Genomic DNA, 16,527 nt, shown 5'->3' on the forward strand with positions numbered 1-16,527 from the left:
ATGGATATAATTAGATACCACATATTATTAAAAAAACTTTAAGCAAAACATGTATAGTAAGCTTTTACTATTTTTAAGCATTCTCCGTGTTAACAAGCAAATTCAATTTTTACTTTTTATTGTTAACTTCGTAAACCAAAATCCTAATCTGAAATTAAGATTAAGAAATTTAGTAACCTTGAATTAATTCTTATTCCGTGATAAATTTTAAAGAATTTACCTTAGATAATGGTTTGCGCGTAATTGTGCACGAAGATTTTTCTACTCCTATGGCAGTATTAAATGTGCTGTACGATGTAGGTTCTAAAGATGAGTCGGAAGACCAGACGGGCTTCGCGCATTTATTTGAACATTTAATGTTTAGTGGTTCGGTAAATATTCCGAGCTACGACGAGCCTTTGCAAAAAGTAGGCGGTGAAAACAATGCTTTTACTAGTCCTGATATTACAAATTACTATTTAACAGTGCCGGCCGTTAATATCGAAACCGGCTTTTGGCTCGAATCGGACCGTATGCTGGACCTTGCTTTTTCGGAGCAAGGCTTAGAAGTGCAGCGCAAAGTGGTAGTAGAGGAATTTAAGCAAAATTACCTAAACCAACCTTACGGCGATGTATGGTTGAAATTACGTCCTTTAGCCTATCAACAACACCCGTACAAATGGGCCACTATCGGAAAAGAAATTTCCCATATTGTGGATGCGCAAATCTCTGACGTTAAAAATTTCTTCCGCAAACATTATTCGCCCATTAATGCTATTTTGATAGTTGCCGGCAATGTATCTTTTGATAAAGCTAAAGCTTTAGCCGAGAAATGGTTTGGCCCAATTCCTTCCGGTGAAAAATATCAGCGCCAATTACCTCAGGAACCCGTGCAAACAGAAGCGCGCCGTTTAGAAGTAGAAGCAGATGTACCCTTAAGTGCTCTTTATAAAACCTACCACATGCCAGGCCGCTTAGACCAGAATTACTACGCCGTTGATTTACTCAGCGATATTTTGGGTAGAGGCAAATCATCGCGTCTGTACAACGCCTTAGTAAAAGAACAAAAACTTTTTAATTCTATTAGCGCTTCTATAACAGGTTCTATGGAGCCGGGTTTACTCGTTATTCAAGGTAAGTTAAACGAAGGTGTATCTTTAGCCGAAGCAGATGCCGCTGTTGAATCTGTTACCCATCAAATACAGCAACAGTTAATTGATGAGCAGGAATTAACGAAAGTTAAAAACCAGGCCGAATCTTCCATTGTATTCTCAGAAATTGAATTGTTGAACCGGGCAATGAATCTGGCCTACAGCAAATTACTAGGAAATGCAAATTTTGTAAACGAAGAAGGGGCACTAATACAAGCCATAAATTCCGACAAAATTCTGGCAACTGCCCAGGAAGTACTGGCACCAACTAATTGCTCTACCTTATATTATCAGGCCAAACCACAAGAAATAGCCAAGTAAAACGTAGTAAACCTTTAGTAGTTTACCCGCTTTTAAGCGTAGTTACTTTTACAATGCCAGGAGTACTGCCTTTGGCAAAAAGCCTTGTTTGTCAAAATGGCTAGAAGAGTAAATTAAGGTGATTTTGATTTAAGAATTGGGGCAGGTAATCCCTTATTTTCTTTTTGGGTGGTATCTGCAGCCGGTGTAAAGGTTACTTTCGGTGCCTCCTTTTTGGCAGGTACTATTGCCTTTACTAACCATGGAAAAATAACAGCCGGTACCAGTAAACCCAGAACACAACTCAACAGCAACCGGAAAAACCGTTTCATTTAAATAAAAAATTAAGAGAAGAAGGCGCTTTTGTATTGAAAGAAGGCAGGAGCAAATTATCCTTTTAATTTCAGGTTTTAAAATAAAATACCAAATTAAATTTTCATCCCAAACAGGAAGCAACAACCTGTTAAAATAAAAAAGTCTGCGAGCTTGGTAGCACCTCCCGCAGACTTTTTTATTTTTCAGATGCAAGCAATTTAAGCCTTTTATCTGAGCTTACTGATTGTAAATTCGAGAACAATCTATCAAGTTATATCCTCAGCTTTTAGGCAATCATTTTTACATTAGCGAGTAAATTATTTATTTGTTTAATTTCGTCGGGAGTAAGCATAAAATTGGCGGCTTTGGCATTTTCGGCTACCTGCTCCGGGTTACGAGCCCCTACCAAAGCAGCTACAATTGCGGGTTGTTGAAAGGTCCAGTTAATTACTAATTGCGCTAAAGTTACCCCGTAACCATCGGCGATAGGTTTTATTTGCTGCAGAAAATTATTAATAGTTTTTCGGTTTTGCGATTTAAAATGCAAGGTATTAGGCCGATGATCGCCTTCTTCGAATTGGTAATCGTCGGTAATTTTGCCGGTTAAAATTCCCCGCTGCAAAGGACTGTACGCCAGAATACCGCGTCCATGTTCCAGACAATACGGAACTACGTCGGCTTCTACTTTGCGCTCTACCATGCTGTAGGGTACCTGGTTGGTTACTTGCTTTACGGTTTGGTCGGCAGTACGCATTTGCTCGGCACTGTAATTACAAACGCCCGAAGCCCGGATTTTGCCTTGCTCCAGCAACCGTGCAACTGCTTCCATGGTTTCGTCGATGGGGGTAGAAACATCGGGCCAGTGGATTTGATACAAGTCGATGTAATCAGTTTGCAGACGTCTTAAACTTTGCTCGCATTCATAAATCACACTTTCTTTGCCAGCGTACCGGTAAATCTTCAAATCGTTTCCGTTGTTATCTTTCGAAGCCATAAAATCACCGGGCCGGTCAACATCCCAACGCATGCCGTATTTGGTTAAAATTTGAGCTTCGTGGCGGCGGCCTTTTAGTGCTTCACCTACAATTTCCTCGCTTACTCCTTGTCCGTATACCGGCGCAGTATCAATACTGGTAATTCCCAATTCTAAAGCTTTGTTTATAGCTGCTAAGGCATCTTGCTTATCAGATCCGCCCCACATCCAGCCACCAATAGCCCAAGCCCCAAAAGTAATAGCCGATACTTTAACTCCACTGTCAGCTAACTCATTGTATTTCATAGTTCTGTAATTTATAGAAAGTTTAGTTTTTAATAAAAAATATAGCCTTAGGCTTTACCTGAATTATTTAAATTATTTTAGAAGTGCTTTATACGAGTAGTAAAGAAAAAAAAGTAAATTTTACTTTCTCCATTTCTAGCCTTTTAAAATTTTGAGAATTTAAATCTTAGTAAAAACAAACAATACGTAACTCTGCCTAAAAAATTTAGAACCAATGGATATTACAAGCTATTATACCAAGCCCGCTTCTTTAAGCATAGCGCGTAAGGTTTGTAAATCATGGGACATGGCAGCAAAAACTTCTTCTTTCGGAATGGTAATTTGTTTTTTGCCTTGATCGGCTCCCCCGAGTGGGTATTCAAAGTGAACCGACAAAGGGCCGGAAATGCCGTATTGTTTTACCAGGCTGAAATACTTTTTAAAATCTACCATGCCTTCGCCAAGCGGTACCAGTTGATGTTCCCATTTACCTTCCTTTTTTGCCCAGTAAAAATCCTTGATATCCATGCACCGAATGTAGTTTTTTAATAAATCCACATCGTTCACCCACGAAGCGCTGCCCTCGGCTGTGGCGTGGTTAATATCATATTGTACGCCCATCCAACGGGGATCCAGGTCTTTGAACAGTTCCCATAAATCCCAAACAGCGGCTCCCACGCTTGTGCCCGAATGATTTTGGTACGCACCATGAATATTATATTTCTGGTTGAGTGCCGATAATTCCTGAAATTGTTTTTTATACTTCTCCAAACTTTTTACTACCCCTAATTGCGGATCATAATTTACCCAGGCGGTACGGTAATATTTAATACCGGCTTGGCTAGCTGCTTTTAAAATAGGTTCGGTTAAAGGATGTTGAGCATCTGATATTTCGGTAACCATCATCGGTACATCCAAACCCGCTTTCCGAATCTGGGCTACAACTTTCGGTAATTCAGTTGCAGCTTGTGCCGGCTCCATGTGGCCGCCTTTCCGAACCGTTAAATCAATGCCGTCGTACCCCAGGCTGGCTACACTCTTCGCCATTTCCGGAATAGTAAGCCAGTGCAAATGCTTCGAGAAAACACAAATGGGTCGGTCGGTTTTAACGGGTTGTACCGCCGATATATTTTTGGCTAGGGCAGCTATTGGCAACAAGGCACCGGCAGTAGCTAAAGAACCTATAAACGCCCGGCGGGAAATAATACCTTGGGCGGAAGAATTATTTACATCCATACTTTTTTCCGAAATAAAAACCTGTTACCGTGATTGATTTAATTACTTTATAAAAAAAGTAAGTCTGCTTTTTCCTGTTACTTAAGTACTTTAACGAAATTAGTTGAAGCTATCATTTACAGTAAGTTGTTGAGCATTATAAATTTACTAAACTACCAACGAACAACTAATAACCAACAACTACTTATTCCATTCTGCTGCGTACCCGAAAACAACGTGCTTTATTCTGTTCTTAATTTTCTATGAAATTAATTTATTCTTTTGCGGAAGCTTTATAAAAACCTACTTCGGCGAGCTGAACCGGTTGTTTGGCTTGTAACACGGTAAAGCGTACTTTGCTGGTTTTTATTTCCGGAAAACGAAGTAAACGTTTGTAGCCTATGGTAGTAAAAGTTTCTACTTTTTCCCAGGTTTTACCATTCCAATACTCTAACCGAGCCTCGGCTACGCGTTGACCTTCGGCTATATTTTCCTGAAACAATGCCCGGTCGATGGTAATTAACTTTTTAAAATCGAACTCGATGGGTTTATTTACCGCTACTGTTACGTTGGTTTTTAATTGTCCGTCGGTAAGCACAGCATTAGCGCTGCCTTTCGCAAAATTATTTTTAAAAGTTTCGTTTAAAATACTTCGGAAATCATATAAACTCTTGGTATCTGATTCGGAGAAAAGCCCCTGCCGGTTAGGCGGAATATTGAGTAATAACAAGCTATTGCGACCTACCGACTGGTAATACAGATTTACTAATTCTTTACCGGTTTTTACCTGGTTGTCTTCACTGGCATGGTAGAACCAGCCGGGCCGGATAGACACGTCGGTTTCGGCCGGAATCCATAATTTACCGTTCGGGTCACCAGTGTTCAGGTATTTAGAATCGGCTTTGCCCGGTGCCATGCCGGTAGTAGTAATAGTAGACCAGCATGTTTGGCCCGCATTACCTGATTCGTTGCCCACCCAGCGTACATCTGGGCCAACATCCGAAAATAGAACTGCCTTAGGTTGCAATTGCCGTACTAATTGCCAGTAACCATTAAAGTCGTACTGCATGTCTTTGGCATTTTTACCTTTAGCCCCATCCAACCAAACTTCTGCCACTTCGCCGTAATTGGTTAATAATTCCTTCAGTTGATTCTTGTAAAAATCGTTGTAGGTGTTAGTGCCATAGCTAGATTCATGCTGGTCCCAGGGCGAGAGGTAAAAACCAAACTTTATTCCGTATTCCCGGCAAGCGTCCGCAATTTCTTTTACTATATCGCCCTGGCCATTTTTCCAGGGGCTGTTTTTAACGGAATGTTCGGTAAACTTAGACGGCCATAAACAAAAACCATCGTGGTGCTTGGCCGTGATAATAGCAATCTTAAAACCTGTTTCTTTTAAAGTTTTTACAATCTTACGGGCATCAAACTGAGTAGGATTAAAAATTTGCGGGCTTTCCGTACCATCTCCCCACTCCTTATCGGTGTAGGTATTTACCGTAAAATGTAAAAAAGCGGTAGTTTCTAATTGCTGCCAGGCCAATTGCCGGGCACTCGGCTTTGGTAATGGTTGCCCCAATAAAGACCCATTAAAAAACAGGCTAATTAGTAAAAAAAGAAAGATTTTGTTCATTATAAAGGAAATTTATAAAAGAGAATATTACGGAACTGACTTTCGACTGCAAGCTAAGGATTAAGCCGAAGGAAGCCAACAGTACTCCTTAATTTGATTTTATTCAATTATCAACTAGCAAAGAGCCTCCCTTATCACCTGTGAAGAGTCCATTCTTCTATTCTTTCAATATTAGAACAGAAAATATAGACACAAAAAAAGCCGTTCCAAATTTGAAACGGCTTCTGTTATACAGGTGAATTTACGGAAATAAAACGGCTCGGTATTGGGTTACATCTGCTGTTGGAATGCGGGCATTATATTGCGTATTGATAGCTTTAATCATTTCGTTAGCCACAATGGCGTAGCCGCGCGGCGTTAAGTGAACGCCATCTAACGAGAACAAATTACCAGTAATAAAAGCCGGCGAATACGGCACTCCATTTTGCGTCATGCCACTTTGTATACTATTAAAGTAAGTATAGGCATCAAATACTGCCAGATTCTTTTCGCTTGCTTTTGCTTTTAGAATAGTATTAAAATTAATAGTAGCGTCGCTGATATCTTTTTGTTCCACTGCATCTAACAAAAGCGCACTAGGCCACGGATTTCCAGAGCTTAAGCCAAAAACTTTGGTAGTGTCAATTTGAAAATTTAGTAAAATTCCTAATAAGCCCAACGCTGGATTAGCAGGTACTACTTGTTTGGCTAAATCGCGCCAATATTTACCGGTAGGCTGCCCAATTAATGGCAAGTAACTAATAGATGTTAACGGAAATAAAATAGTACCACCGGCTGCATCTTTAATATCGGTACGGGCAAACTGTATACGGGCGCTAGAGTTTCTGGTAAGGGCAACCATACCCGGCACACCAGCCGAAGCCAGCAAGCCTTTAACCGTAGGGCCCACCGTAGTAAAAAAAGGAATACCCGTTACATCCGGAATAGTAGCTACAATTCCTTTCGCGCCGTTTGCGGTTAAAGTATTTATAACTTCGGAATTGTTAGCGGTAAAAACATCAGTGGGGGTAATGGAGTTGGCAAAGGCTCCGGCCGTAGCATACCCCAATACATCGTTATTACCTAACCAGCAACTGAAAAATGTAGCATTACTGGCCGCTACCCGAGCTAAATACGTTTGCTGGGGATCGGTACTAATCCGCTCAAAGTAAGGATTACCTTGGGAACTGCCGTAGCCAACCATTTTAATATCCGACATTCGAATACCAGGCACTCCCAAATTGTTAATTTCTTCGGGGTATTTAGTATAAAGCGTTGGATTTTGGCTCCGGATAGCTAATTTATCGGTAACAGGAGATAATACCGGGGTACCGGTTGGGCTGAAACCTGATAAACGTAAATAGCCACTGCCATTTTCCTGTTCAGGAGTAAATAAAGGTTGTGTAAAGTCGCCGCCGCCTACCTGCTTAAATTGTCCCGCCAAAATATTGGGGTATGAGCTTTCCTGTCCTTCCCGGTACAAGCCGTTATCCATAAAGCCCGCCGTGAGTGAATTACCTACCGCAACGTATTTATCCAGGTTAAGCTCGCCTTTGCTTACGGACATTTTTTCTATTTCCGGTTCGCAACCTGCCAACAGCAAGGTACTAGCCACCAGAGCAACTGCACCAATTATCTGTAAACTATTTTTCATGTTTTGTAATCTGCCAAAGAAATTTAAAAATTGTAATTTACCGCAATACCTGGAATGTAACCTACTGATTTAAAAGTACCGGGCACTCCCCCGGACAAATTAGCGGCATCGGACCGCTTTTTCCGGTTTACGTACAGAAAAGAAGCATCTATTCCAATATTGGAAGTAACCTGGTAACTCAACCCCGCGGAAAGACCAATAGCATCAGAATCAGGAGTTTCGGGAGTTAAATAACCATCTTCTACCGGCGATTGGTCGAGGTAAGCGCCGGCACGCACTTGTAATTGATCCGAAACCGCGTATTCAGCTCCTAAACGAAAAATTACCACATCCTGGTAGTTGCGGGCATTTTCAGTAAACTCGCTTCCATTCACCAATTGGCTATAATCGAAACGTAATGATTTATAAGCACTCCACTGCACTAACTGGGCATCAGCGGCAATAGTCAATTTGTCGTTAGCCTTTATTCCTACCCCCAACGTAATATTAGCCGGTAAGGGCAGCGTAGCATCAAAGTTAGTTCCTGCCGGAAAACGGGAAGCAATGGGTGGAGCAGCCGGTGTAGTAAAAATAGCATCTCCTTCTTTTACCTCCATTTTTACTTTTGAGCGGTAATTAATACCCACCGAAATATTATCGGTCGCTTGAAAATAAATGCCGGCATTAAAGCCATATCCTTTTGCTCCGCCATCTAGTTCAACGTGGCCTTCTTGCCGGTTTGCTTCTTGCAGCGGAATACTACGCTGTAAGTTTACGTTGCCTATGGCAAACACAGGACCGGCGCCCACACTTATTCTATCGGTAATAGCGTAGCTGAAAGTAGGCTGAATAAAGATAGTTCGTAGAGTAAGTTCATTTAACCCAAACCGGCCCTGCCAGGTAGTACCCCAATTAACCGAGGAGCCGTAGGGAGTATATACCCCAATCCCTACCCGGGCTTTGTCGTTGGCAAAACCATAGGAACCATACACCTGAAAGGGAGTTCCCAGCGGATTATCCGTAACAGTACTTGCATTGCCCGGTTCTGGCTCTTGGTAGGCGGTTTTAGAAATTAAGGGACTTATTCCCACCTGAAAGCCATTTTGGCGTAAACGTGCCAAAGCACCGGGGTTAAAAAAAATGCTTGCCTGGTCGCGGGCCAGTCCTACTCCCGTATGCCCCATCCCAATTTGTTTCTGCCCTTGTAAATTAACCTGAAAACCACCCGCGTAAGTTATTCCTGTTAGCAAGGTACCCCCTAGTAAACACAGTAATTTTACTCTCATAAATCTTGTTTAACCTATTAACCCAATTTTAGTGTTAGTAAATATAAATATTTATATTTTGCCTTACCTTTAATTTTAGAAATTATTTATTATTAAACCCCATATTCGTTCAATTATCTAAATACGCCTACAAATTCAGAAATGTTTTTAGATAATTTTGAATAAATACCACAATAAGAAAACTTAATTAATCCAAAACTTACAGCTTCATTTTCAGCTTCTTCCCTTTTTTGGTCAAGAGGTTTTAGCTACTTCTTCCGAATATTTTTCGTTAAGAAACTCTCCTTTAACCTTTATCCGTAAATTCTGTTTTAACAAACAATAAGTATTGATTTTTGAATGATTCACTTAACACAAATAATCTTAGACCAATAGGTTACCGATAATATAGAAAACTCCTAAGCTTTGAATTCGTTTACTCAATCGAAAATAGAATACCGAAATGTACGATGTAATAATAGTGGGTGGTGGCCCGGCCGGAACCAGTGCTGCCATGTTGTTGGGACGCTGCATGCGTAAAGTTCTTTTATTTGATTCTGGTTTGGGCCGGAACCGATGGTCGAATGCCATGAATGGTTTTATTTCGCGGGATGGCTATAACCCCGTAGAGTTTATTAAGCTCGCCCGGGAGGAGTTAACTAAATACAGCATTGAGGTAAAAAACAAAGTAGTAAAACATGTACAAAAAACCGGTAACTATTTTGAAGTCACCGACCAGGATGACCACTGCTACTTGGCCCGAAAAATATTACTGGCAACCGGCGTAAAAGACCGGGTACCGGAAATACCCGGAATAGAAGAAAAATACGGAAAAAGTGTGCACCATTGTCCTTACTGCGATGGTTGGGAATCGCGAAATAAAGCATTGGGGGCATACGGCAAAGGCCGTGATGCGGTAGGTTTATCCCTCTCTTTAAAAACGTGGAGCAGCGATGTTACTTTATACACCGATGGTACCCGGAAATTGCGCCGCGAAGACAATGCCCTGCTGGAAGCTAATGAAATTAATATTTGTACTGCTCCTATCGAACGCCTGGAGGGGGAAGGAAGTGCGCTATCTGAAATTGTACTGCAAGGGGGTAGCCGGCTGAAATGCGAATCATTATTTTTTACTACTGGTTCCGATCAGCAATGCGATTTAGCTATTAATCTGGGCTGCGATTTTACCAGTAAAGGAGTAGTAAAAACCTACCAGCATCAGCAAACCAATATTCCCGGGCTGTACGTAGCCGGCGATGCGGCCCGCGACATGCAACTGGTAATTGTAGCAGCTTCGGAAGGTACTAAAGCCGGCGTAATGATTAACAAAGAACTGCAGGCAGAATTCCGGTTGCAGATAACCGATGTGCGGGTGTAAGCGGTTGATTTGAATCGAATTGCTTGATAGTATTATTTTAGCTTAAACGATTATTAAGTTAAGTTGATACAAACAGATTATAATGCTGAACCCCAAGGCCCCAAGGAAGAAACTATTTAGCTACAGAGCTTTAAAGTTTCTTCCTGAACCACATAAATGAGATATTAAATAATTTTAATTAACGTTTTACGCTAAACTTATACTAATAAAAACCCCTTTCTTTTTTTCTATAAATGTATTTTAAAAGGAACGTAACAACCTGACTAGCCGGTTCTAAAGCCAATAGTACTGTTCTATCTAATGAAAATACGTCTGGTTATTGTATTTACTTTATTGCTACTTCCGCCGCAGGTTTTTTCGTGGGGATTTTTCGGGCACCAGCGCATAAACCGTTTAGCCGTGTTTACCCTACCGCCAGAAATGATTGGCTTTTACAAAAAACACCTAACCTATCTTACAGAAAATGCAGTAAACCCCGATAAACGCCGCTACATAATTGCTCAGGAAGGGCCACGGCATTTTATCGATTTGGATGTATATGGCGACAGTGCCGCAGTTAAGTTACCTCGTACCTGGCAAGCGGCTATGGCAAAATATTCCGAAGATTCTTTACTAAAGCATGGCATTGTACCCTGGCACATTAACCGCGTAAAAAATCAGCTTACCGAAGCCTTTAAACAGCACGATCAACTTAACATTCTCCGGCTCTCCGCCGATCTGGGGCATTACGTTGCCGATGCTTGTGTACCTTTACATACTACCCACAACTACAACGGCCAGTTTACCAATCAACGCGGAATTCACGGTTTATGGGAATCGCGGCTGCCGGAGTTGCTCGCTGACCAGTATGATTACTTTGTAGGTTCGGCCCAGTACATAGATCGGCCGCAGCAACTCGCCTGGCAAATCGTTCAGCGGTCTAATGCCGCACTAGATTCCGTTTTCCGGTTCGAAAAAGAAGTTTCCGAGAGTTTTTCCGCGGATCGCAAATACGCCTTCGAAGAACGAGGTGGCACCACCGTAAAAGTATACGCCGCAGCTTTTTCCAAAGCGTACCACCAAAAGCTAAATGGTCAGGTAGAACGTCAGATGCGGTTAGCCATCCGGATGGTAGGCAGTTATTGGTATACCAGTTGGGTAGATGCTGGTCAGCCGGACCTGCGTAATTTGCAACCGCTCACCGAAACGCAAAAGCAACTTTTACTAGAAGAAAAACAAAAACTCCAGCCCTCTTTTAGCCCCGAACGGGCGCACGAAGCGTTTTAAACTGCTCAGAGATATTTTAGGCACAAACCAACTTCAACTGTTTTGGATCTTTTATTCAGAAAGATTTACAGTAGTAAACTGCTAAAACATAAAATCAAACCTAGATAAGCTGGCTTCTCTAATTTCCAAATATTCTATTTTTATAATGCTTGAATAGTAGAATCTGTTTGCCCCTGATTTTTGCCTCTGGTTAGACGGTATCTTTACTAAGGCAAAGGTCATTGGGTAGTAAATCGTAAAATTGTATCTTAGGCAAATTTTAGTTTTACTTTATTTATTATGCGCCTATCTGCTTTTACCTGGCGGCAGCTTTTGCTGCTTTCTACCTTGCCATCTTTGTTGTTTTTATCTTTCAGTTTGCAGGCTCAAAATACCTCTGCACTCCCTGATTTTACTGCTCTGGATGCCTACTATGAAAAATCCCGCCAAGACTGGGATGTACCGGGTATGGCCATTGCTATTGTTAAAAATGATTCAATTGTTTTTGCGAAAGGCTACGGCGTGCTCAATAATAAAACCGGTGGTCCGGTAAATGCAAATACTATTTTCGGAATTGCTTCTAACACAAAAGCGTATACGGCGGCGGCCTTAGCTATGCTGGTAGAGGAAGGTAAATTGGATTGGCACGATCCGGTAACAAAATATCTGCCTTATTTTCAATTGTACAATCCTTACGTGAGTCAAGCTATAAATATTCGTGATTTACTTAGCCACCGCGTAGGTTTACCCACTTACAGCGGCGACTTGCTTTGGTACAATACCACTTACTCCCGCGAAGAAATAGTACGCCGGGCTCGTTTCTTAAAACCTACTTACGCTTTCCGCGATGGGTACGGTTATTCCAACCTAATGTTTATCGCGGCCGGACAAGTTATTGAGGCGGTATCCGGTCAAACTTGGGAAAACTTCATCCGGACTCGTATTCTGCAACCGTTGGGAATGCAGCAAACGTATTTATCTGTAAAAGAATTAACGGGTAAACCCAATATTGCCTCGCCGCATGGCTTTGATGCCCAACGCAAACCAGTGCCAACCACTTTTAACCCTTGGGATGCCTGGAATCCTGCTGCCGGAATCTTTACCTCGGTAAACCAACACGCCCAGTGGTTACGGTTGCAGCTAAACCGGGGGACGTATAAAGGCAAACGAATTTTCAGCGAAAAGTCTTCGCATGAAATGTGGGCCCCCGTTCAATCTCTGCCCATAAGCCCGGAAGCTAAAAAAAACATACCTTCTACCCACTTCTCGGCTACAGGTTTGGGCTGGTTTTTAACCGATTATCAAGGTTGTAAAATTGTTGGTCACGGTGGCGGTCACGAAGGAATGAACTCGCGTACAGTATTAGTACCCGAAGAAAACTTAGGATTTGTGGTTCTTACCAATAGTATGAGCAGCATAATGACCGCGTTAGCCAACCGCACAATAGATGCTTTTTTAAATGTACCTAACCCACGCGATTGGAGCCAGATTAATTTAGCAACTGTTAAAGCAAGCGAAGCCGGTGCTGGTCAGCCGGCAGGCACTCCATCAACTAAAACTAAAATTGTAGCAGCTACTTCTAAAAAATTTATTGGCCGGTATACGAGCACTCTTTACGGCGATGCTATAATTACCGAAACGAATAAAGCCTTACAACTTCAACTGGTGGCAGCCCCCACGCTAGGGGGCAAACTTATTTCAAATCAGGAAAATATTTTTGATTTGCAGTGGAAAAACCCATATGCCTTACTCACTCCAACCCAAGTGCGTTTCTTTACTAACCCGGAAGGAATTTTAGAAATGCGTTTAGATGCCAACAATCCGGATTTTATTTTCTCAGAATTGGAGTTTAAAAAAGTAAAGTAGCGCTGAATTACCAATGTTGAAAATACAATGCTACGTGATGCATACTGTTAAATTACTTACTGCTGTGCAGTTTGTAAAATACAATGGCCTTTTCTGATACAGTTTTTACCTGCTTATTCTGTTCATTTACTAAATTAACACGGCCTTGCTGGCGTAAGTCGGTAAAGGCTTGCAGGTAATTAGCCTTAATAAAATTAGTACCAACGGCATGCTCCTCGTAAATTTCCTGAATGGTTCGGTAGTGAAATTGACGACGATTGTCGCTTAGAGTTTCCAGCAAACCAGCATAGGTATATTTACTTAAATACTGAAAAAAACCAGGTAATAAAGGCATTTGTGGCTTTTGATTTATCGAAAACAAAGGCACTCCATCTTCCTGGAAATCGCTGTACCGGGCAATAGTTTCTTTCATCAGAAAATAGGCTTCCTGGGTTTTGGCAGCAAATAATAGGTAATGGCTGGTTTGAGCTTTATCGGGCAGGTTTATTTTAAAAACCAAGGGAAAATACTTTTTTTCCTGCAAACTGCTCACCAACGTATCTACCGTAAATTGTTCTCTTTTACGGCCACTGCTTTCCTTTTGGGCATATTGTTTTAATACGGTTAAGGACTCACCCATAAGAAACGACAGATTATTTGTTTCCTGATTTAACTCCCAGAAACTACGCAGCTTATTGGGGCTGAATAGTAAAAATAAATCAGCCTGAGTTTGTAGTACGGCAGGAGCTAATAGTTCTTGCGTAAATAAATTACTAAACGGATTTGTGATAAATAAAGCAGGGATTTGTTTGTTTAAAAGCCCCGCTAAATAAACCCGTTGATCCGGATTATTTAAAATAACGGGTAGGTGCTCCACATTTTCTAAAAAGGATAATTGTTCAAAATCTACAGATAATTTATCTAAAACGGCCTTGGTAGCATCATAAAAAAATGTCTTTACTACGGAGTTTAAATCATCCGCTTTGTCTTTTGTTTGGTAAATCTGTTCTAAAATTAATCCGGGTCCCGTAATTATATTCTCTTCGGTAAAAGTATTTCCGGCCAATAAATCAATATACAGAATGAGTTCGGCGGGTGGTGTAGTTTGAAGTACCTGAGCGCACCAATCGGTAAAATAAGATTTTAGTATTTCATATTTTATTTCGGCGGCAGTACGTTTTTGCTTAAAAAAAGTATTTGTTTCGACTACAGACATAAGATTATTTTTCGGAACGTACTACGCCTTACCCACTACAAATTTACGTTTTCCAAATCCTTTACGAAAAAGAGCATTTAATAAATTTAAATTTTGCTCACGTAAGTAGTAGGTTTTAAGTTGTACGTTATAAGTATCCAGAATATTGATTGTTAAATACTCCTCTTAAATCAAATTCATGCTTAATTCTATCTGCTTACTTAAAACAAATGTTAAAACCGGACTTATTTACATACAATAAGCCATTATTTAAGCTGAATCAACACAAAAAAGGCAGCTTTAAAGGCTGCCTTTTTTGTGTAATAAAAACGTAAAACATATTACTTAAAACCTACCACCCATCTTAAACCAGTTTTTTGTAACGGATCCGTTTTGGTTCCACGTCGCCGAGGCGTTTGCGTTTGGCTTCTTCGTAATCCGAGAAGTTACCTTCAAACCATACTACCTGCGATTCACCTTCAAAAGCCAGAATGTGGGTAGCAATCCGGTCCAGGAACCAGCGGTCGTGCGAAATAATAACGGCACAACCGGCAAAGTTTTCGAGTGCATCTTCTAAAGCCCGGATAGCGTTTACGTCCAGGTCATTGGTAGGCTCATCAAGTAAAAGTAAGTTAGCGCCTTGTTTTAAAGTCATGGCCAGGTGCACGCGGTTACGCTCCCCACCCGATAACACGCCCACTTTTTTCTCCTGGTCGGAGCCCGTAAAATTAAATTTACTTACGTAAGCCCGCGAATTTATTTGGCGGTTAGCCAACAACATGTTTTCGGTGCCGCCCGTAATCGTTTCGAAAACTGATTTATTCGGGTCCAGTTCTTCGTGTTGCTGATCCACGTAAGCGGTTTGCACAGTAGGCCCAACAGTAATAGTGCCCGCATCCGGTTTTTCACGGTGGGTAATTACCCGGAATAAAGTAGATTTACCGGCCCCGTTCGGCCCAATAATTCCTACAATACCAGCGGGTGGCAGCGAAAAAGTTAAATTTTCGAATAATAGTTTATCGCCAAATGCTTTACTTAAGCCTTCTGCTTCTATTACCACGTTACCCAACCGAGGGCCATCCGGAATAAATAACTCTAATTTTTGCTCTTTCTCGCGGGCTTCTTCGCTGGCTAGTTTTTCGTAGTTACCCAAACGGGCTTTCGATTTAGCCTGGCGAGCTTTCGGCGACATGCGCGCCCATTCTAACTCGCGTTGCAGAGTTTTCTGACGCTTGCTTTCTTGCTTTTCTTCTTTGGCTAAACGATTGGCTTTTTGCTCCAACCAGCTCGAGTAATTACCTTTCCAGGGAATACCTTCGCCGCGGTCCAGTTCCAAAATCCAGCCGGCTACATTATCCAGAAAATAACGATCGTGGGTAACGGCAATTACGGTTCCTTTGTACTGCTGCAAGTGCTGCTCCAACCATAATACCGATTCGGCATCCAAGTGGTTGGTTGGTTCATCCAATAACAAAACATCGGGTTCCTGTAACAATAAGCGGCACAAAGCTACCCGGCGTTTTTCCCCACCCGATAGATTACCAATGATTGCTTCGCCGGGCGGAGTGCGCAAGGCATCCATGGCCCGTTCCAGTTTATTATCTAACTCCCAGGCATTATGTTGGTCCAGTTTTTCCTGCACTTCGCCCTGGCGAGTCAAAAGTTTGTCGTAGTCGGCATCCGGGTCGGCAAAGGCTTCGTTTATTTCGTCAAATTCTTTTAACAGAGCTACCACTTCGGCTACTCCCTCTTCTATTATTTCTTTTACCGTTTTAGTAGCATCCAACTGGGGTTCTTGCTCCAGGTAGCCCACACTGTATCCCGGCGAAAAAGCTACTTCGCCCTGGTATTGCTTATCAACACCGGCAATTACTTTTAACAAGCTTGATTTACCCGAGCCATTTAAGCCCAGCACCCCAATCTTGGCACCGTAAAAAAAGGAGAGGTAAATATTCTTTAATACTTGTTTCTGCGGCGGATAAATTTTACTAACTCCCGCCATCGAGAAAATAATAGTTTCGCTACTCATGCTTATTGTTTAAATTTCCTGTTCCTTAATAATAAAATATGTTTAAAAATGGGATTTGATTGGTTTAAAACCACATCGAACCGCCAATTATTACGTATTTCCTTTGCAAT

General features: G+C 41.5%; 12 protein-coding genes. 4 read left to right on the forward strand and 8 right to left on the reverse strand.

The genetic code is table 11. The features are described 5' to 3' along the window. The first annotated feature begins 197 nt into the window (after nucleotides 1-197). The gene (locus HUW48_RS20180; RefSeq protein ID WP_182412660.1) at nucleotides 198-1,451 is read left to right on the forward strand and encodes a M16 family metallopeptidase; all 1,254 of its coding nucleotides are present in this window, start codon (nucleotides 198-200) and stop codon (nucleotides 1,449-1,451) included. Between the two features lie 113 nt (nucleotides 1,452-1,564). On the opposite strand, the gene HUW48_RS20185 is transcribed toward HUW48_RS20180, so the two are convergent. The 6 genes from HUW48_RS20185 to HUW48_RS20210 all read right to left on the reverse strand — a co-directional run bounded on the left by HUW48_RS20185 (nucleotide 1,565) and on the right by HUW48_RS20210 (nucleotide 8,746). Further along, nucleotides 1,565-1,762, reverse strand: coding sequence for a hypothetical protein (locus HUW48_RS20185; RefSeq protein ID WP_182412661.1), 198 nt, complete (start codon nucleotides 1,760-1,762; stop codon nucleotides 1,565-1,567). A gap of 269 nt (nucleotides 1,763-2,031) precedes the next feature. Next, entirely contained in the window at nucleotides 2,032-3,024 is a 993-nt protein-coding gene (locus HUW48_RS20190) for an aldo/keto reductase (RefSeq protein ID WP_182412662.1), read from the reverse strand. A 231-nt stretch (nucleotides 3,025-3,255) separates the two neighbouring features. After that, nucleotides 3,256-4,239, reverse strand: a complete 984-nt coding sequence (locus HUW48_RS20195) for a sugar phosphate isomerase/epimerase family protein (protein ID WP_182412663.1) — start codon at nucleotides 4,237-4,239, stop codon at nucleotides 3,256-3,258. Between the two features lie 253 nt (nucleotides 4,240-4,492). After that, nucleotides 4,493-5,848 (reverse strand): alpha-L-fucosidase, encoded by a 1,356-nt coding sequence (locus HUW48_RS20200; protein ID WP_182412664.1) that lies wholly within the window; start codon nucleotides 5,846-5,848, stop codon nucleotides 4,493-4,495. A gap of 241 nt (nucleotides 5,849-6,089) precedes the next feature. Continuing rightward, nucleotides 6,090-7,481 carry an SGNH/GDSL hydrolase family protein gene (locus HUW48_RS20205; protein WP_182412665.1) on the reverse strand — a complete coding sequence of 464 codons (1,392 nt, stop codon included), beginning with the start codon at nucleotides 7,479-7,481 and terminating at the stop codon, nucleotides 6,090-6,092. A gap of 23 nt (nucleotides 7,482-7,504) precedes the next feature. Next, entirely contained in the window at nucleotides 7,505-8,746 is a 1,242-nt protein-coding gene (locus HUW48_RS20210) for an OmpP1/FadL family transporter (protein WP_182412666.1), read from the reverse strand. Nucleotides 8,747-9,188: 442 nt separating this feature from the next. Between HUW48_RS20210 and HUW48_RS20215 the strand changes: the two genes are divergently transcribed. From HUW48_RS20215 to HUW48_RS20225, 3 genes are all read left to right on the forward strand, one after another. After that, nucleotides 9,189-10,103, forward strand: coding sequence for an NAD(P)/FAD-dependent oxidoreductase (locus HUW48_RS20215; RefSeq protein WP_182412667.1), 915 nt, complete (start codon nucleotides 9,189-9,191; stop codon nucleotides 10,101-10,103). A 300-nt stretch (nucleotides 10,104-10,403) separates the two neighbouring features. Then, the gene (locus HUW48_RS20220; protein WP_182412668.1) at nucleotides 10,404-11,369 is read left to right on the forward strand and encodes a zinc dependent phospholipase C family protein; all 966 of its coding nucleotides are present in this window, start codon (nucleotides 10,404-10,406) and stop codon (nucleotides 11,367-11,369) included. Between the two features lie 279 nt (nucleotides 11,370-11,648). Further along, entirely contained in the window at nucleotides 11,649-13,214 is a 1,566-nt protein-coding gene (locus HUW48_RS20225) for a serine hydrolase domain-containing protein (RefSeq protein WP_182412669.1), read from the forward strand. A 52-nt stretch (nucleotides 13,215-13,266) separates the two neighbouring features. Here HUW48_RS20225 and tcmP read toward each other — a convergent pair whose 3' ends face one another. Both tcmP and ettA read right to left on the reverse strand, forming a co-directional pair. After that, entirely contained in the window at nucleotides 13,267-14,409 is a 1,143-nt protein-coding gene (gene tcmP / locus HUW48_RS20230; RefSeq protein ID WP_182412670.1) for a three-Cys-motif partner protein TcmP, read from the reverse strand. Between the two features lie 343 nt (nucleotides 14,410-14,752). Then, nucleotides 14,753-16,417 carry an energy-dependent translational throttle protein EttA gene (ettA, locus tag HUW48_RS20235; protein ID WP_182412671.1) on the reverse strand — a complete coding sequence of 555 codons (1,665 nt, stop codon included), beginning with the start codon at nucleotides 16,415-16,417 and terminating at the stop codon, nucleotides 14,753-14,755. Nucleotides 16,418-16,527 lie beyond the last annotated feature (110 nt).

Origin of the sequence: Adhaeribacter radiodurans, assembly GCF_014075995.1 — a bacterium.
GTDB classification, from domain to species: domain Bacteria; phylum Bacteroidota; class Bacteroidia; order Cytophagales; family Hymenobacteraceae; genus Adhaeribacter; species Adhaeribacter radiodurans.